Origin of the sequence: Pseudocitrobacter cyperus, assembly GCF_039889165.1 — a bacterium.
Lineage (GTDB): Bacteria > Pseudomonadota > Gammaproteobacteria > Enterobacterales > Enterobacteriaceae > Pseudocitrobacter > Pseudocitrobacter cyperus.
Genome location: NZ_JAYMYY010000006.1, coordinates 35,540 through 53,031 on the forward strand (window position 1 = coordinate 35,540; position 17,492 = coordinate 53,031).

Genomic DNA, 17,492 nt, shown 5'->3' on the forward strand with positions numbered 1-17,492 from the left:
GCCCCTTCGGGACGTGCTACATAAACTTCGAATGACGCACAACAAGGTGCCTGCCGTCCAGCTTCTGATATCTTTGTATATCAACCATCGGGCGAAACGTTGAGTTAGGCACCGCCTTATTCCAGAATAAAGCCGGGTTTCGACCCGGCTTTATCATTTCTGCCTTTCCCCGCGTCACTTCCTCAGTTAGCATCCTTGCAGGTTGATTTTTTGGGAACTCCTTGTGAAACGCGTTTCTCTTTCTCCCCGTTCGCTGCGACAGTTGGTCATGCTGGCCTTCTTGTTGATTCTGCTGCCGTTGCTGGTGCTGGCCTGGCAGGCGTGGCAAAGCCTGAACATCCTCAGCGCCCAGGCGGAAAAAACGAACCGCACCACCCTGATTGACGCTCGCCGTAGCGAAGCGATGACCAACATTGCTCTGGAGATGGAGCGTAGCTATCGCCAGTATTGCGTGCTGGATAACCCAACTCTGGCTCGCGTCTACCAGAATCAACGCAAACGCTACAGCGATATGCTCGACGCGCACGCAGGCGTCATGCCGGATGAAAAGCTCTATCAGGCTCTGCGTCAGGATCTCAACGACCTGGCTCAGCTTCAGTGCCAGAATAGCGGCCCGGAAAAAGTGGCAGCCACAAAGCTGGAGGCTTTCGCCAGCGCGAATACTGAAATGGTGCAGGCGACGCGTACCGTTGTCTTCTCGCGTGGTCAGCAGTTACAGCAGGAGATTGCCGAGCGCGGACAATTCTTTGGCTGGCAGGCGCTGGTGCTGTTCCTTGTCAGCCTGGCGATGGTGTTGCTTTTTACTCGCATGATTATCGGCCCGGTAAAAGCCATTGAGAGTATGATCAACCGCCTGGGCGAGGGGGAGTCGCTGCAGGAGGGCGTCACTTTCCGTGGCCCACGTGAACTGCGCTCAGTGGGTCAGCGCATCGTCTGGCTGAGCGATCGCCTGTCATGGCTGGAGTCGCAGCGCCACCAGTTTCTGCGCCATCTCTCTCATGAACTGAAAACGCCTCTCGCCAGTATGCGGGAAGGAACCGAACTGCTGGTCGATCAGGTGGTTGGCCCACTCACGCCCGAGCAAAAAGAGGTGGTGGATATCCTGGATGAGAGCAGCCGTAACCTGCAAAAGCTGATTGAACAGTTGCTCGATTACAACCGAAAACTGAGCGACGGCGCCGTTTCGATGGACACTGTCGAACTGGCTCCGCTGGTGGAAGCTGTTGTTTCGGCGCACAGTTTGCCTGCAAGGGCTAAAATGATGCATACCCGGATATCGCTCGATGCGCCAGCATGCCTGGCGGAGCCGACGTTATTGATGAGTGCGCTGGATAATCTCTACTCCAATGCGGTGCACTATGGTACTGAATCCGGTAACATTTATATCCGTAGCCAGCAATCGCACGGACGAATAGCGATTGATGTGGCAAACACGGGGACGCCGATCCCCGATGCTGAGAAAGCAATGATTTTTGAACCCTTTTTCCAGGGCAGTCGCCAGCGAAAAGGGGCAGTGAAGGGCAGTGGTCTGGGGTTGAGTATCGCCCGTGATTGTGTGCGCAAGATGCACGGTGAGCTTCATCTTATTGACGATAGTGCGGGCGATATCTGTTTTCGTATCGAACTCCCCATCCCCGGGCCGGATAAAACAACCACATGACTACATATCGGGTGCATATGTCCCACTTCTTTAGTACGCGTGTCGTACAGGGCGTCCGTCGCTTCTGGCTGTCGGGTCTCTCCTGTCTGGCGCTCGTCGGCTGTAGCTCTGGCCTGACGCCGCATATTGGCGGCCTCAGCGACGAGAAAATTCCTCATGAACAGGTCGCTGATTATCTCTCCACAACCTGTGACGATCTCTGGTCTTTGCAGGGCGCAGTGGCCGAGAACAACCCGCTTTACTGGCTGCGCGGTATGGACTGCGCCGATCGCCTTTCGCCTGCACAGGCGCGGGCGCTGGCGAATCAACTGGGTGATGAAAGCTGGTCAGATGCCTTCAAACGCGGCGTATTACTGGCGAATGCCAAAATCACGCCGTCTGAACGTCAGCTTATTGTTTCGCGTCTGGATATGCGAAGTGCGCAAATTCCCTCGCGTATTCGTCCGCTCTATCAGGTGTGGCGTGACAATCAGATGTTGCAGTTAAAACTCACCGACGAGCGCACACGCTACAGCAAGCTACAGGAATCGAGCGATGTTGCGCTGGACGAACTGCGTCAGCAGCAGCAGGCGCTGAAAAGTGAACTCGAACTGACCACCCGCAAACTGCAAAATCTGACGGATATTGAGCGCCAGCTTTACAGCCGCAAACCATCGCCGGGTATTAATGCGGATGGTTCTCACGGTACGGATGCGCCAGCCGACACGGAGGATAAACCATGACCCCACGGAAAACCGCACGGCTATTGCTGGTGGATGACGATCCGGGGCTGCTGAAACTACTGGGAATGCGTTTGACCAGCGAAGGCTATCAGGTGGATACCGCAGAAAGTGGGCTGCAGGGGCTGCGTGTGCTGGCGAAAGAGCGTATCGATCTGGTCATCAGCGACCTGCGCATGGATGAGATGGATGGCTTACAGCTCTTCTCTGAAATCCAGAAAGTACAGCCGGGAATGCCGGTTATTATTCTCACCGCCCATGGCTCGATTCCGGATGCCGTGGCCGCCACCCAACAGGGCGTGTTTAGTTTTCTGACCAAACCGGTCGACAAAGACGCGCTCTACAAAGCCATTGATGAGGCGCTGGAGCGCTCTTCACCAGCGGTTGATGAACGCTGGCGGGAGTCTATCGTCACCCGTAGCCCCATTATGCTCCGGCTGCTGGAACAGGCGCAGATGGTGGCGCAATCCGACGTCAGCGTGCTGATTAACGGCCAGAGCGGAACCGGGAAAGAGATTCTGGCGCAGGCGATTCACAATGCCAGCCCGCGCAGCGGCAAACCGTTTGTCGCCATCAACTGCGGCGCACTGCCGGAACAACTGCTGGAGTCGGAACTCTTCGGCCATGCGCGCGGAGCCTTTACCGGCGCGGTGAGCAATCGCGAAGGGTTATTCCAGGCGGCGGAAGGCGGCACGCTGTTCCTTGATGAAATTGGCGATATGCCCGCGCCGCTACAGGTCAAATTATTGCGCGTGTTACAGGAGCGTAAAGTGCGCCCGCTGGGCAGTAACCGGGATCTGGAAATTAACGTCCGTATTATCTCCGCCACCCACCGCGACCTGCCAAAAGCGATGGCAAAGGGCGAGTTTCGTGAGGATCTCTTCTACCGTCTCAATGTCGTCAACCTCAAGCTGCCGACGCTTGCTGAGCGCACGGAAGATATCCCTCTGCTGGCGAATCATCTGCTACGTCAGTCCGCCGACCGTCATAAACCGTTCGTGCGCGCATTCTCCACCGATGCGATGAAACGACTGATGGCGGCTAACTGGCCGGGGAACGTGCGCCAGTTAGTGAACGTGATTGAACAATGCGTGGCGCTGACTTCGTCGCCGGTGATCAGCGACGCGCTGGTCGATCAGGCGCTGGAAGGTGAAAACACGGCGCTGCCCACCTTTGTCGAGGCGCGTAACCAGTTTGAACTCAACTATCTGCGCAAACTGTTGCAAATCACTAAAGGTAATGTAACGCATGCTGCGAGAATGGCGGGGCGTAACCGCACGGAGTTTTACAAGCTGCTCTCACGCCATGAACTGGACGCAAATGATTTTAAAGAGTAGCACCGTACTTTTGCGTGATTTATGATACGGTGAGCAACCGGTTACGCGACTGAAAAACAGGAACACCATGAAAAAAATTGATGCGATTATTAAACCCTTCAAACTGGATGATGTACGTGAAGCACTGGCGGAAGTCGGTATTACCGGCATGACCGTAACGGAAGTGAAAGGCTTTGGGCGTCAGAAAGGCCACACCGAGCTCTATCGCGGTGCGGAATACATGGTGGACTTCCTGCCGAAAGTCAAAATTGAAATCGTGGTTAGCGACGATATCGTCGATACCTGCGTGGATACGATTATCCGCACAGCGCAAACGGGCAAAATTGGCGACGGCAAAATCTTCGTCTTTGATGTGGCGCGCGTGATCCGTATTCGTACCGGTGAAGAGGACGACGCGGCGATTTAACGCCGCGACTCCCTCACCCCGCCCTCTCCCACAGGGAGAGGGAGAAAACAGCGCAGAGGGTTGTGTTTGCACGAACCTTCCCCCTCTCCCTGAGGGAGAGGGGGAAGGTGAGGGTGCTGTAAATCACAGCACCTTATGCGGCCCGAAGCACTCGTAATGAATGCTCTCCTGCTTCACGCCCAGCTCAACCAACTGCTTCGCGGCAAACTGCATAAACCCTACCGGGCCACAGAGATAAAACTGCATCTCCGGGTCGCTGAACGCCCCTTCCATCGCGCTTAAATCCATCAATCCTTCGCTGTTAAATGCTGCCGCCTGACGATCTGCGTCGGTCGGCTGGCGATACCAGGTATGCGCCGTAAAGCGCGGCAGGCTGGCGCCCAGGGTTCTCACTTCATCAGCAAAGGCATGCACGTCGCCGTTTTCCGCCGCGTGGTACCAGTTCACCTGCGCGGTATGGCTGGATTTCGCCAGCGTATCGAGCATCGCCAGCATTGGCGTTTGACCGACGCCTGCGGAAATCAGCGTCACCGGTGTGTTATTTTCCACGGACATAAAGAAATCGCCCGCCGGTGCCGCCAGATGCACCACATCGCCGACATTCGCGGAGTTGTGCAGCCAGCTTGATACCTGACCACCGTCTTCGCGTTTCACCGCAATGCGATAACCTTTACCATCCGCTTTGCGGGTGAGGGAGTACTGACGAATTTCCTGATGCGGGAAACCTTCCGGTTTCAGCCACACGGCCAGATACTGGCCCGGCTGATAATCCGCTACCGCGCCGCCGTCCACCGGTTCAAATTCAAAGCTGGTGATGAGCGCGCTACGCGGCGTTTTTGCCACGATGCGGAACGGGCGTGTGCCTTCCCAGCCGCCGGTTTTATTCGCATTCTGCTGGTAGATTTCTGCTTCACGGTTGATAAATACCCCCGCCAGCACGCCGTAGGCTTTACCCCATGCGTCCAGCACTTCCTGACCCGGGCTGAACATCTCATCCAGCGTTGCCAGCAGGTGCTCACCCACAATGTTGTACTGTTCCGGTTTGATCTGGAAGCTGGTGTGTTTCTGGGCGATTTTCTCCACCGCCGGGAGCAGGGCTGGCAGGTTTTCAATATTGCTGGCGTAGGCGGCAATGGCATTGAACAGGGCTTCACGCTGGTCGCCGTTGCGCTGGTTGCTCATATTGAAAATCTCTTTCAGTTCCGGGTTATGGATAAACATCCGGTCGTAAAAGTGGGCGGTGAGTTTGGGGCCCGTTTCAACCAGCAGGGGGATGGTGGCTTTTACGGTGGCAATGGTTTGAGCATCAAGCATGGCAGGTTTCCTTTTTTAAATTATTTATTGTTGCATCTTTAATGCATCTTATGAAAATAACCCTGCTTTGTAAATGGTTCTTTGTAACAATGCGTCACGTTAGTTACAACGTGAAAAATTTGCATCACAAACCTGAAAAGATATCCGTTGAAATTTGGCGAGTCTTTATTCCTCAATCCCTTGTGTAGCATGAAGGTAATCGTTTGCGTAAAATCGTTTGTCAAGACCTGTTATCGCAGAACTAATCAGTTATACTGTTGGCCGTTGTCCATCAGGGCTTAAAAAATTTACTGTTAGCTGAGTCAGGAGATGCGGATGTTAAAGCGTGAAATGAACATTGCCGATTATGATGCCGAACTGTGGCAGGCTATGGAGCAGGAAAAAGTACGTCAGGAAGAGCACATCGAACTGATCGCCTCCGAAAACTACACCAGCCCGCGCGTCATGCAGGCTCAGGGGTCTCAGCTCACCAACAAATATGCTGAAGGTTATCCGGGCAAACGCTACTACGGTGGTTGCGAATATGTGGATATCGTAGAACAACTGGCTATCGACCGCGCGAAAGAGTTGTTTGGCGCAGACTACGCTAACGTTCAGCCGCACTCTGGTTCTCAGGCTAACTTCGCGGTCTACACTGCACTGCTGCAGCCGGGCGATACCGTTCTCGGTATGAACCTGGCGCAGGGCGGCCACCTGACTCACGGCTCCCCGGTCAACTTCTCCGGTAAACTGTATAACATCATCCCTTACGGCATTGATGAGTCCGGTAAAATTGACTACGAAGACATGGCGAAGCAGGCTAAAGAGCACAAACCGAAGATGATCATCGGTGGCTTCTCTGCTTACTCCGGCATCGTTGACTGGGCAAAAATGCGTGAAATCGCTGACAGCATCGGCGCATACCTGTTCGTCGATATGGCTCACGTTGCGGGTCTGATTGCCGCTGGCGTTTATCCGAACCCGGTTCCGCATGCGCACGTTGTCACCACCACCACCCACAAAACCCTGGCGGGCCCGCGTGGCGGCCTGATTCTGGCGAAAGGCGGTAGTGAAGAACTGTACAAAAAACTGAACTCTGCCGTTTTCCCAAGCGCACAGGGTGGCCCACTGATGCACGTTATCGCCGGTAAAGCGGTCGCACTGAAAGAAGCGATGGAGCCGGAATTTAAAGTTTATCAGCAGCAGGTTGCCAAAAACGCCAAAGCGATGGTGGAAGTGTTCCTGAACCGTGGTTACAAAGTGGTTTCCGGCGGTACTGAAAACCACCTGTTCCTGCTGGATCTGGTCGACAAAAACCTGACCGGTAAAGAAGCTGATGCTGCCCTCGGCCGCGCTAACATCACCGTCAACAAAAACAGCGTGCCAAACGATCCGAAGAGCCCGTTCGTGACTTCCGGTATCCGTATCGGTTCTCCGGCTGTAACGCGTCGCGGTTTTAAAGAAGCGGAAGTAAAAGAGCTGGCTGGCTGGATGTGTGACGTTCTGGATAATATCAATGATGAAGCGGTTATCGAGCGCATCAAAGGTAAAGTTCTGGAAATCTGCGCACGCTTCCCGGTTTACGCATAATTCTGTTTTGCCGAACGACAAAAGGCCGCGCAAGCGGCCTTTTTTGTGTCATCAGGTTTTTTATCAACGGCGATCTAACGAAATCGCGCCCGGCCCGGTAATCGCCAGCAGCAGGAACCCGCCTGCAATACTGACGTTTTTATAAAAGTTAATCATGTTTGGCACCACTGCATCGCCGGTCATATCCCAGTAATGGTGGCCAATCACCGCCGTACCCAGCGTATAGAAAACGAAGATAACCGCCAGCGGACGCGTGAAGAAGCCCAGTACAATCAGAATGGCGACTGGCACTTCCATAATGATGGCGATAATCGCCGACAGGGTTGGCACTGGCGCGCCCGAGGACGCCATATACTGAACCGTGCCGTCGAAGCCCAGCATTTTCGGATAACCGAAAATAATAAACAGCAAAACGAGAGCGATGCGCGCGATCAGCAGTATCAGCGAACGTGATGTGCCAAAGTCGAAATAACGTAGTGTGTTCATAGTCTTCCATTGTGTTAAGACGTGTTCTTAAAACGTAATACACAATGTGACTCTCTGCCACGCGATGCGCCGTTATGTTTACCGATCGCTGAAAAGGTCGCCAGCGCGACCTTTTTCTGACTTACAGCGATTTAAGCGCCATGCTCTCATCGGTCAGCGCATCAACGGCAAGCGGTTTGCCCGACTGGATCAGTTTACGCAACACGCGCACTTCACGCCCCTGATTTAGCGCTACGGCTCCAGTCAACACCCCGTCGCGCAACTGGCACCATATCGCTTTTCCCGCGTCCGGATTGCCGCGATAGATCCAGTTTTCGCCCTGCATCTCACCGACAAATTGCAGATTATCGCTGAACTGATCTGTCCAGAACCAGCCTGGCGCGGCGACGGGAAGGGGTTGTTCAAGCATCGCAGCAACGGCGATTTGCGCCTGAACGTTAGCGTTTTCCCAGCTTTCAATGCGATGCAGTGAACCGTCAGGCAGACGAGTTATCGCCACATCACCGGCGGCAAATATCGCCGGGTCAGCGGTAGCACAGCGCGCATCCACCACGATACCGTTAGCGGTTTCCAGCCCGGCCTCGCGGGCGAGAGCATCGTTCGCCACAATGCCGATACCGTAGATCACCGCATCGGCTGAAAGCTGCTCGCCATTGTGTAGCGTCAACCGAAGGTCGTCGCCTGAGTCAATATGCTCAATGGCGTTGTTTAGCCGCAGGCGAACACCAGCCTGTTGGTGGCGGCGGATGAGATAGTCACGCACCGGCGGCGGCGCATTGCGGCCCATCACTGTCGGCGCGAGTTCGACGACAGTAACCAGGCAACCGCGCTGGGTCGCGCTGGCTGCCAGCTCAAGGCCAATCGTTCCTGCGCCAACTATCACCAGTGATTTCCCCGTTTCCAGCACCGGGCGCAAGCGTTCAGCATCGAGCGCATGACGCAGGGTGAAGCAGCGTTCCCCCAGCGCATCAAGCATGGGCAGTGGACGCGCCGCCGCGCCGGTGGCTATCAGTAGCTTCGTCCAGCGATAGGTCTGTCCGTCTGCCAGCACGACCATTTTTGCCTGCCGATCAATCCGGCGAATCGTTACACCGAGATGCAACTGCACATTGTTTGCCTGCCACCACCCGGCGGCAAGCACCGGCTGAAGCTGCGGATTGTCGTCCAGAAGCATTGCTTTCGACAGCGGCGGACGCTCATAGGGCAAATATTGCTCGTCTGAGAAAAGGTGTAATTCACCGCTAAAACCCTGCTGGCGCAAAGAGGCTGCCGCCATCGCCGCCGCCTGACCGCCGCCAATAATGGCAATGATTTCATCGTTCATGGTGGCTCCTTATAAATCCAGACCAGCAGCAACGTGGCGGATGCCGCGGATGGCAAGACCCGCATCGGCATTAATCATTACGCCGCTCAGCGCCCGATTATTGCGTCGTGACGCCAGCATCACGTAGGGCCCGGTAAAATCTGCCGGGTCGGGGAAGAACTGTAGCGGTAGAATGGCGGCGATTTTTTCCGGCGTCAGCGACTGCATAATTGAGGTGTCGCTTTGCCCCAGCGCCTGTGGCCCGCGCAGGTCGCTGGCCATGCCGCACGGCCCAACGCCGTTGACGCGCACTTTCGGCGCCAGTTCATAGGCCAACTGGCGAATTAACCCTGTCGCCGCATGTTTACTGGCGGTATACAGCGGGCCGCCGCCGCCTGGATACCAGGCGGCGTTAGAGAGCGTGAAAATGATGCTGCCAGAGCTTGCGATCAGCGCCTGCGCGCAGGCTTTCGCGCCCAGCAGATAACCGAGCACGTTGACGTTAAACAGCTCGTGGAAACCGCTCTCCAGCGCATCGGCGGAGGTATTCACCAGCGAGGCGTTGTGATCCCAAATCCCTGCGTTGCCAATAAAACAGTCCAGCTTGCCAAACTGTGTCAGTATCTGATCAACCGCGCGCTGGTAATCGGCGTAGCAGGTGACGTTACCCTCGACCGCCAGCACATGTTCGCCAAAACGCTGGCGCAGGCTGGCGACTTTGGCGCCCGACAGTTCGAGTGTGGCGACTTTCGCGCCCTCTTCAATAAAGCGCTCGACCAGCGCCAGACCCAGGCCGGAGCCGCCCCCGGTGATAAATATCACTTCATCTTTCAAATCGCTCATGATGCCTCCTCCGGGATGTCGACATACACGTCGTCGCCTTCTACAAATACCGGGTAGGTGGCAATCGGGTCGGTGGCAGGCAGGCACATCGCTTTACCGGTTTTCAGGCAGAAACTGGCGGCGTGCAGCGGGCACTCCACGGTGGCATCATCTTCCAGATACCCTTCGGACATCGACGCGTTGCCGTGGCTGCAACGGTCGTTGATGGCATAAAACTCACCGCCGACGTTGAACAGGGCGATGACGGGAGAGGTTTCCAGACGGAGGGCTTCCCCCTCCGGTAGCTCCGCAGTGGAGCAGGCTAATACACGGCTCATCAGAACAATACACTCAGGTTGTGGGAGGTGATCACCGCCTGATCGAGCACGATCTCACGTGCCAGCAGACGCCACTGTTCGCCATCCAGGCGGCGCACTTTGTCAAAGCGCGTTCCGATGTAAAAGGTTTCATCACGCTCTTTTTGCGCGCGATAAAGCAGATAATTGACTCGCACGGCAAACACATTCGGCTGATCTGTTTCACTCACCTGGATATTGCTTATCATGTGACGCGTGCGCGACGGCGGTTCTTCCGCCCACGCCATTCCGGTTTCCAGACGGGCTATCCGGCGCTCAAGCTGATCTTTGTTGTCGTTAAAGATCCAGGTGGTCGGCGGCTGTTTGCCTTTTCGACGATCGCGGGTTTGCGCGTTTACCGTGGTGCGCATGGTGTAGACGATCTCTTCATCAAGCTGATCCAGCCAGTCGCGGAAACGCCAGTCGTCGAGTAGTGAGGCTTCCAGATAGAGAAACTGGGCGATGCGATGATGCAGTTCTAAAGAGACAGGGTTGCTCATTTCATCACCTCCTGCTGGTATGCGGCGGTTTTCTCATCCACTTCCTGCCAGCTTTCACTGGCGAGGAGATCGGCCCAGCGCTGATACATCCCGCGCGCGGCGGTTTCCGAGAAGATGTAGTTGGTAATACCCGGAATGCCGTCTTCGCGACGTTTTTCCTGGCCGAGCCCCATTTGCAGGCAAAGCTGACTGTTACGCGCTTTGTTGCCTTTCAGCAGTTTCTGGATCTCGCACCAGTTTTCCGAGTCATCTTGCTCCAGGAAGCCCGCCGGGCCGAAGGCGCGGGTGGCGCTGTTTTCAAAGGCCGCTTTCACCTCATCAGAGGCGGCTTTATCGGTAATGCAGAAAGCCCATACTTCAACCTGATCCGGGCCGCGGGGGTGCCAGACGCGCAGTGTGGCGGTACCGTTCAACCAGGAAAGCGTCGGGAAAATGTTGTTATGGCCGGCGAGACGCAGGGCGCGTACTTTGCCCAGCCGTTGCTCCGCCTCTTCATACGTTTCGCGGTAATAGCTGGAGACTGCGCCATCCACCCACACATTGGCGTCCGGTTTTTCGGTAAAGAAGAAGCCGCTGCCGTGCCCGTCCTGGCCGAACTGGAGCGCGTCTTTAGCGGTTTCCCACACCGGGCGTGCGGTTTGCCCATCGCCAAGGTGCTTCGAGCTGTCATCATCTTTCGCGCCCAGCACCTGTACGGCGGAGGCGTGGCTGAAGAGGGCGTGATACTGGTCGCTGGCGAACTGCTCTGCCGGGAATTTCCAGTTGCAGTTGATTACCCATTTCTGCACGCCGCCGACAATTTCAGTACCGCCTTCCCGACGATCCAGCATGCCGTCGAGATACCACTTCATGTCGCCCAGATAATCCAGCAGCGGCGGGGCGGAGGTATCCCAGTTGGCAAAAATCAGACCCTTGTAGCTTTCTACGCAGGGCACTTCGTTTAAGCCCCAATGGGATTTACACAACCCCTGCGGATAGGCGCGCGGCTCCAGCGGGACATCAATCAGCTCGCCGTTAATGCCGTAAGACCAGCCGTGATAGGGGCAGGTGAAGGCCTTGGTGTTGCCGCAATCGGCGTAGCTCACGCGCATAGCGCGGTGGCGGCACTGGTTCAAAAAGGCTTTGATACTGCCGTCTTTCTGGCGAACGACAACGACCGCGTCTTCGCCCATGTAAGTGTTAAAGAAATCGCCCGCTTTCGGTATCTGGCTTTCATGGGCCAGAAACAGCCAGCAGCGACCAAAAATACGCTCAAGCTCCAGTTGGTAAATGTCAGGATCGGTGTAAATACGTGGGGTTACGCTACCGTTATGGGTGTCGATGAGAGAGTAAATGTCTACAGGTGTTTTGTTGGTCATATAGTTATCTCGCGGGTAAGAGGTATTGACCTTCTGGTTTTTGTGTCTTTACTATGTTGCTAATTGGTTGTCGTTATGTGAAATAGTTAATTTCTACCAACTGATACGTTTTATCTATGACAGGGAGAAGGGCATGGAACTGAGACACCTTCGCTACTTTGTGGCGGTCGCGCAGGAACTGAATTTCACGCGCGCGGCGGAAAAACTGCATACTTCGCAGCCGTCGTTAAGCAGTCAGATCCGCGATCTGGAACAGTGCGTGGGCGTTTCTCTACTGGAAAGGGATAAAAGAAAAGTGACGCTTACCGCGGCGGGAGAGTGTTTTCTTACCGACGCGCAGGCGATCCTTATTCAGGCCGAACAGGCGAAAGTTCGCGCGCGCAGCGCTGCCCTGCAGGGAAATCATCTGGTGATCGGTTTTGTGCCCTCGGCGGAGGTGAATTTGTTGCCCAGGGTGATGCCGCTGCTGCGGTTGCGCCAGCCAGAGACACAAATCGAACTGGTCAGTCTCATTACCACCCAGCAGGAAGAGAAATTGCGCAGCGGCGAGCTGGATGTGGGGCTGATGCGCCACCCGGTCTATAACCCGGAAATTGAGTTTCTGGAGCTATTTAATGAACCACTGGCGGTGGTGATGCCCGCGACCCATCCGCTGGCGCGCGAGCGCAAAATTAGCGCGGAACAGCTTAACGGCGTCGATTTTATCAGTACCGATCCTGCCTATTCCGGCGCACTGGCGTCCATTGTGGATGAATGGCTTACCGGGCAGCAGTGTCAGCCAAAAATTGTGCAGATGGCGACCAATATTCTGGTCACGATGAATCTGGTTGGCATGGGGCTCGGCGTATCCCTTATTCCGGGCTATATGCAGAGCTTTAATACCGGGCAGGTGGTGTTTCGCCCCCTGGCCGGTGATGCGCCGACCATCGCGCTGCTGATGGCGTGGAAAAAAGGTGAGCTAAAACCTGCGCTGCGCGACTTTATTGAGATTGTGAAGACGCGGTGTGAACTAGCCTGAACGTCGCCACGAAAGTGTGTTGAGCTGGTCTTCGGCATACAGATAGCCAATTCCTAACAGTTGCTGGGCTCGCGATAGCGTGCCAAAACCGATATGCGTGGCCCTGGCCTGTGATGTTTCTCCTCGATCGAATGGGTTGAAGCCGGTCTGACGAATAATGGTATTCAGCCACTGTTCACCAAAGGCGCAACTGCGACCATAAAAGATGATTTGATTAATATTCATTATATTCAGAAAGTTATAAATGCTTAACCCTATTGCGTTGGCGGCAGTTTCTACCCACGCCTGAATCTGTATATTTCCTTGTTGCCACGAAGCAATAAGTTCCGCTGTCGTTAACGACTCCGGACTATGGTGAGTATCGGGCTGAAGTTTCAGCCACTGGCGAGCCTGCTTTTTGAGAGCGTTCAACGAGGCCACTGTTTCGAGACAACCGTAACGCCCACAGGTACACGCGATGCCATCAGGATCCACAATAGTGTGGCCGATTTGCCCGCTGCCGTAGAGACTGCCGCGCCAGATTTGGCCGTTTATGACGAATGAGGAACCAATCCCGTAATCGACGTTAATAACGCAAAAATCATCGCGCAGTGAAGAATTTTGCCACTTCTCCGCCAGAGCCAACATCACGCAGTCGTTATCCATACGTACCTTAACATGGAGTTTTTCTTCAAGAAGATACTTAATTTCTATCGATTCTTTCCAGGGCGCTTGCGGCATCGTCTGTGATACCCCAGTAACGGGATCCACCTGTCCATGAATGGCCAGGGCGAGATTGATTTTTTTGGCCGGATAACGCTGATGATAACGTCGCCAGCAGGATTCTATAGCTGCCAGAAGAGCCTGCGGCGTAGGGGCGGCAATAGTCTGATGCGAGACGTCTTCCTGCGGCGTTAAGCAGGCATCAGCGAGTAATGTTTCAATGCTGGTGGGGGTGATATTCATACACAGTGTCCAGTCGCCATCGACGGGAAGATGGTAACTGCCACTGCTGAGCCCTCGCTGACTGAGGCTTTCAACTGAATGCGCGATTCGTCCTTCCTGAAGCAATTCATCAAGAATGTTGCTCACCGCCGGAATAGACAGTCCGGTCATTTGAGAAAGCTGAGATTTACTCAAGATTTTCTCTCGCCAGAAGCAGGCAAGAAAAACCCGCTTATTTTCCTGCCTCACTCGAACATTATTGAAGCCTGAAAGTTGCATACACTAAACACCCTTAACTGTATTGCGTGAGCATTGCGCAATTTAACGCCGTTTTAGTCGTACAGAATAAACATGTCGCTTATTTAACTTCAATTTATTTAGTGGAGAGCACATGTACGGTTCAGTTAAGGTGTGGAAAGAGACCCTCTCAATGCCAACGTGGACGGTGGGTGAAGAAGATCCTAACCCGATGTTCCTTGAAAAGCGGGTCTATCAAGGTTCCTCTGGCGCTGTTTACCCTTATGGCGTCATTGATACGCTGACCGGCAAGCGCGAGATGCGCGATTATCAGGCGGTGTGGATGGAGAACGACTTCATTCGCATTATGCTGTTGCCTGAACTGGGCGGACGTATTCATCGCGCCTGGGATAAAGTGCAGCAGCGTGATTTTGTCTATTACAACGAAGTGGTGAAGCCAGCGCTGGTGGGGCTATTAGGTCCGTGGATTTCCGGCGGTATCGAATTTAACTGGCCTCAGCACCATCGTCCCACCACTTTTATGCCCGTGGATTTTACCATTCAGTCCGGTGAGAACGGCGAGCAAACCGTTTGGATGGGTGAGGTTGAACCGATGCGCGGCTTGCAGGTTATGACCGGATTTACGCTCTATCCGGACCGCGCGCTGATTGAGATCACCGGCAAAGTGTTTAACGGTAACGCCACACCGCGCCATTTCCTGTGGTGGGCCAACCCAGCCGTGAAAGGCGGCGACGATCACCAGAGCGTTTTCCCCCCGGATGTGACGGCGGTTTTCGATCACGGCAAGCGCGATGTTTCCGCGTTCCCGATTGCTACAGGTACTTACTATAAGGTGGATTACTCTGCAGGCGTCGACATTTCTCGTTATAAAAATGTGCCGGTGCCGACCTCCTACATGGCGGAGAAATCAGATTACGACTTCGTCGGTGCCTGGCATCATGGTGAGCGTGGTGGCCTTCTCCATGTTGCGGATCATCACATCTCGCCAGGCAAAAAACAGTGGACCTGGGGCTACGATGATTTTGGTACCGCCTGGGATCGTAATCTGACAGATGAAAATGGCCCCTATATTGAGCTGATGACCGGTGTCTTCACCGATAACCAGCCCGATTTTACCTGGCTTGCTCCGTACGAAGAAAAAGTCTTTGTGCAGAACTTCCTGCCCTACAGCGAACTGGGAATGATACAGAATGCCAGCACGCAACTTGCCATGAAACTACTGCGTGAAAACGGGCAACTGGCTATTGGCGTATACGCGATTGCTCCGCTGAATGCGGTGCAGGTAACGGTAACTGAGGATGGTAAACCGCTGTATGAACAACGCGTTACGTTAAAACCCGGTGAGAGCTGGCAGACCACTCTGACGGATTGTGATTATCAACGTCTGACGATGCGTATGATTGATGAGTCTGGCAGAGAATTACTGAATTACGAGGAGCATATTCCGCAGGAAACACCGCTTCCGGCTGCCGCGACGGCACCTGCCCGACCAGATGCGTTAAGCAATAGCGATGAGCTTTATTTTATTGGCCAGCATCTTGAACAGTACAACCACGCCAGCCGATACGCTGAAGAGTACTATCAGCGAGCGCTGGGTATCGACCCTGACGATTATCGTAATAATGTTGCTCTGGGGACGCTGGCACTAAATCGTGCCGACTGGGCGAAGGCAAAATCCTGCGCAGAGGCCGCGTTGAAACGGGCGCATCGCTGGAACAAAAATCCGCGTAATGGTGAGGCCAGTATGTTGCTGGCGGCAGCGCTGGAAAGAATGGGCAATGACGCTACGGCCTGGGGTCACTACTACAAAGCGAGCTGGAGCGGCGACTGCCGTGATGCGGCGTACTGGTCGCTGGCTCGCCTGGCAATGAAGCGCGGCGATGTGGCATTGGCTCTGGAGAAAGTCGAACGCAGCTTGAGCTTTAACGCCAGTAATAACCTGGCAATGGGGCTCAAAGCACTGGCGCTGGCTGAACTGGGGCGCGAGGCTCAGGCGCTGTCATTTATCACGGCACGGTTGAAGGATTATCCGCTGAGCTATGTGCTTCACTACGCGCGCTGGGCGATAGAAAAAACGGCTGAATCGGCAGATGCATTGATAGCCATTACAGGGAGACGGGGGACCAACGCCTGTGAGCTTGCTGGCTGGCTGATGTCGATGGGGCTGAAAGAACAGACCCGGTCGCTTTTGAACCTGCTTGATAGCCAGGAGACGTTGCCACTGATGTGGCAAGCCTCACTGAGCGACGATCCTACGCCGTTTATCGAACGCGCCCGTGCGTCTCTCGGCCATCGGGTCCGTTTTCCAAACACTCTGGATGAAGTCCAGATGCTGCAAACATTGCAGGCGTTTGCCTTCGCTCGTTATTTGCTGGGGTGCTTCTGGTACAGCAAACGTCGCTACGACGATGCGGTAAGTTGCTGGCGCAGTACGCTGGAGCAGGAGCCGAATAACGCTGCTGTGCATCGCTTGCTGGGAATATATGCGTGGAACAAACAGCATGATGGACAGGCGGCGTATGCGCATTTGCAACAGGCCGTAACGCTGGCGCCTGAGAATGCCCGCTTCCTGTTTGAACTCGATTACCTCAAAAAATTAACGTCCACGTCGGCAGCGGCGCGTTTGCAAGCGCTTGAGGACAACGTTCAGGTTGCACTGAAACGCGACGATTTGACCGCTGAGTTGCTCAGTCTCTGGCATGCGCAAGGTAACTATTCCGCGGCGGCAAATGTTCTGCGTGAACGCGTCTTCCATCCCTGGGAGGGGGGGGAAGGCAGAGTGACCGGACAGTATTTGCTCAATCAAATGCATCGTGCACTGGAGAGCCTCTGCGCCAACGAGTTGACGTCAGCCACCAAACTGCTGCGTCAGGCACTGCAATATCCAGAGAACCTTGGTGAAGGACGTCTTCCGGGTCAAACGGACAACGATATTTGGTATCTGCTGGGATGCTGTGCAGCACGTCAACATGACAGACAACAGGCTACACAATGCTTCCAGCGTGCGACGCTGGGCGGTAATACGCTTGATGCCGGACGTTACTACAACGATCAGCCGGTTGACTATCTCTTCTGGCAGGGGATGGCGCTGCGTGCATTAGGTGATAATGCGCAGGCCGATAAACACTTCCAAAGCTTCCTTGCATGGGTAGAAAACCAGTCTGAAACGCCGCCGGAAGCTGATTTCTTTGCGGTATCGCAGCCGGACCTGGTTGTGCTCGACACGCCCGCGGATGCCAAACATCGCCAACATTGCCTGTTTATCACCGCCTTAGGGCAGTTGGGCCTGGGCGAGACGCGTGCCTGTGAGGCGAGTCTCGATGCGCTGCTGCGGCAGAATCCTTCCCACGATAAAGCACATCTGCTTCGCCATGTTATGCAAAGCAGAATTTTTGACTGATGTACTCCCGGCGACTGCTTTGTCGCCGGAAACCTCCTGTTCCCTGCGTTTCCCTTAAAGAG

15 protein-coding genes are annotated in these 17,492 nt (G+C 54.8%); 7 read left to right on the forward strand and 8 right to left on the reverse strand.

The annotated features are described in order from the left end of the window. Positions 1-268: 268 nt before the first annotated feature. The 4 genes from qseE (at position 269) to glnB (ending at position 4,122) form a co-directional block, all read left to right on the forward strand. Entirely contained in the window at positions 269-1,660 is a 1,392-nt protein-coding gene (gene qseE, locus VSR74_RS17980) for a two component system sensor histidine kinase QseE/GlrK (RefSeq protein ID WP_411914267.1), read from the forward strand. After that, positions 1,657-2,382, forward strand: a complete 726-nt coding sequence (gene qseG, locus VSR74_RS17985; RefSeq protein WP_347795988.1) for a two-component system QseEF-associated lipoprotein QseG — start codon at positions 1,657-1,659, stop codon at positions 2,380-2,382. Before qseE ends, qseG begins: the two co-directional genes overlap by 4 nt. After that, on the forward strand, positions 2,379-3,716 hold the full coding sequence (glrR, locus tag VSR74_RS17990; protein WP_347795989.1) for a two-component system response regulator GlrR: 1,338 nt from the start codon (positions 2,379-2,381) through the stop codon (positions 3,714-3,716). Before qseG ends, glrR begins: the two co-directional genes overlap by 4 nt. A 67-nt stretch (positions 3,717-3,783) precedes the next feature. Beyond that, entirely contained in the window at positions 3,784-4,122 is a 339-nt protein-coding gene (gene glnB / locus VSR74_RS17995; protein WP_003860685.1) for a nitrogen regulatory protein P-II, read from the forward strand. 123 nt (positions 4,123-4,245) lie between these two features. Here glnB and hmpA read toward each other — a convergent pair whose 3' ends face one another. Further along, complete coding sequence (gene hmpA, locus VSR74_RS18000) at positions 4,246-5,436, reverse strand: NO-inducible flavohemoprotein (RefSeq protein WP_347795990.1); 1,191 nt, start codon at positions 5,434-5,436, stop codon at positions 4,246-4,248. 315 nt (positions 5,437-5,751) lie between these two features. Here hmpA and glyA point away from each other — a divergent pair, with 315 nt between their 5' ends. Beyond that, the gene (glyA, locus tag VSR74_RS18005) at positions 5,752-7,005 is read left to right on the forward strand and encodes a serine hydroxymethyltransferase (RefSeq protein ID WP_347795991.1); all 1,254 of its coding nucleotides are present in this window, start codon (positions 5,752-5,754) and stop codon (positions 7,003-7,005) included. Between the two features lie 63 nt (positions 7,006-7,068). Here the strand turns inward: glyA and VSR74_RS18010 are convergent, their stop codons facing one another. The 6 genes from VSR74_RS18010 to hcaE form a co-directional block, all read right to left on the reverse strand. After that, complete coding sequence (locus tag VSR74_RS18010) at positions 7,069-7,491, reverse strand: DoxX family protein (RefSeq protein ID WP_347795992.1); 423 nt, start codon at positions 7,489-7,491, stop codon at positions 7,069-7,071. Positions 7,492-7,612: 121 nt separating this feature from the next. Continuing rightward, complete coding sequence (hcaD, locus tag VSR74_RS18015) at positions 7,613-8,815, reverse strand: phenylpropionate dioxygenase ferredoxin reductase subunit (protein WP_347795993.1); 1,203 nt, start codon at positions 8,813-8,815, stop codon at positions 7,613-7,615. A 9-nt stretch (positions 8,816-8,824) separates the two neighbouring features. Continuing rightward, positions 8,825-9,637 carry a 3-phenylpropionate-dihydrodiol/cinnamic acid-dihydrodiol dehydrogenase gene (gene hcaB, locus VSR74_RS18020; RefSeq protein WP_347795994.1) on the reverse strand — a complete coding sequence of 271 codons (813 nt, stop codon included), beginning with the start codon at positions 9,635-9,637 and terminating at the stop codon, positions 8,825-8,827. Next, on the reverse strand, positions 9,634-9,954 hold the full coding sequence (hcaC, locus tag VSR74_RS18025; protein ID WP_347795995.1) for a 3-phenylpropionate/cinnamic acid dioxygenase ferredoxin subunit: 321 nt from the start codon (positions 9,952-9,954) through the stop codon (positions 9,634-9,636). The genes hcaB and hcaC overlap by 4 nt, the downstream gene beginning before the upstream one ends. Beyond that, a complete protein-coding gene (hcaF, locus tag VSR74_RS18030; RefSeq protein ID WP_347795996.1) occupies positions 9,954-10,472 on the reverse strand; it encodes a 3-phenylpropionate/cinnamic acid dioxygenase subunit beta in 519 nt (172 codons plus the stop codon). The genes hcaC and hcaF overlap by 1 nt, the downstream gene beginning before the upstream one ends. Further along, a complete protein-coding gene (gene hcaE / locus VSR74_RS18035; RefSeq protein WP_347795997.1) occupies positions 10,469-11,830 on the reverse strand; it encodes a 3-phenylpropionate/cinnamic acid dioxygenase subunit alpha in 1,362 nt (453 codons plus the stop codon). Before hcaE ends, hcaF begins: the two co-directional genes overlap by 4 nt. A 133-nt stretch (positions 11,831-11,963) precedes the next feature. Between hcaE and hcaR the strand changes: the two genes are divergently transcribed. After that, positions 11,964-12,848, forward strand: coding sequence for a DNA-binding transcriptional regulator HcaR (gene hcaR, locus VSR74_RS18040; protein ID WP_347795998.1), 885 nt, complete (start codon positions 11,964-11,966; stop codon positions 12,846-12,848). Here the strand turns inward: hcaR and VSR74_RS18045 are convergent. Further along, positions 12,840-14,051 carry an ROK family protein gene (locus VSR74_RS18045; RefSeq protein ID WP_347795999.1) on the reverse strand — a complete coding sequence of 404 codons (1,212 nt, stop codon included), beginning with the start codon at positions 14,049-14,051 and terminating at the stop codon, positions 12,840-12,842. The two genes, hcaR and VSR74_RS18045, sit on opposite strands and share 9 nt — an antisense overlap. A gap of 112 nt (positions 14,052-14,163) precedes the next feature. Between VSR74_RS18045 and VSR74_RS18050 the strand changes: the two genes are divergently transcribed. Beyond that, positions 14,164-17,430 carry a DUF5107 domain-containing protein gene (locus tag VSR74_RS18050; protein WP_347796000.1) on the forward strand — a complete coding sequence of 1,089 codons (3,267 nt, stop codon included), beginning with the start codon at positions 14,164-14,166 and terminating at the stop codon, positions 17,428-17,430. The last annotated feature ends 62 nt before the right edge of the window (positions 17,431-17,492 follow it).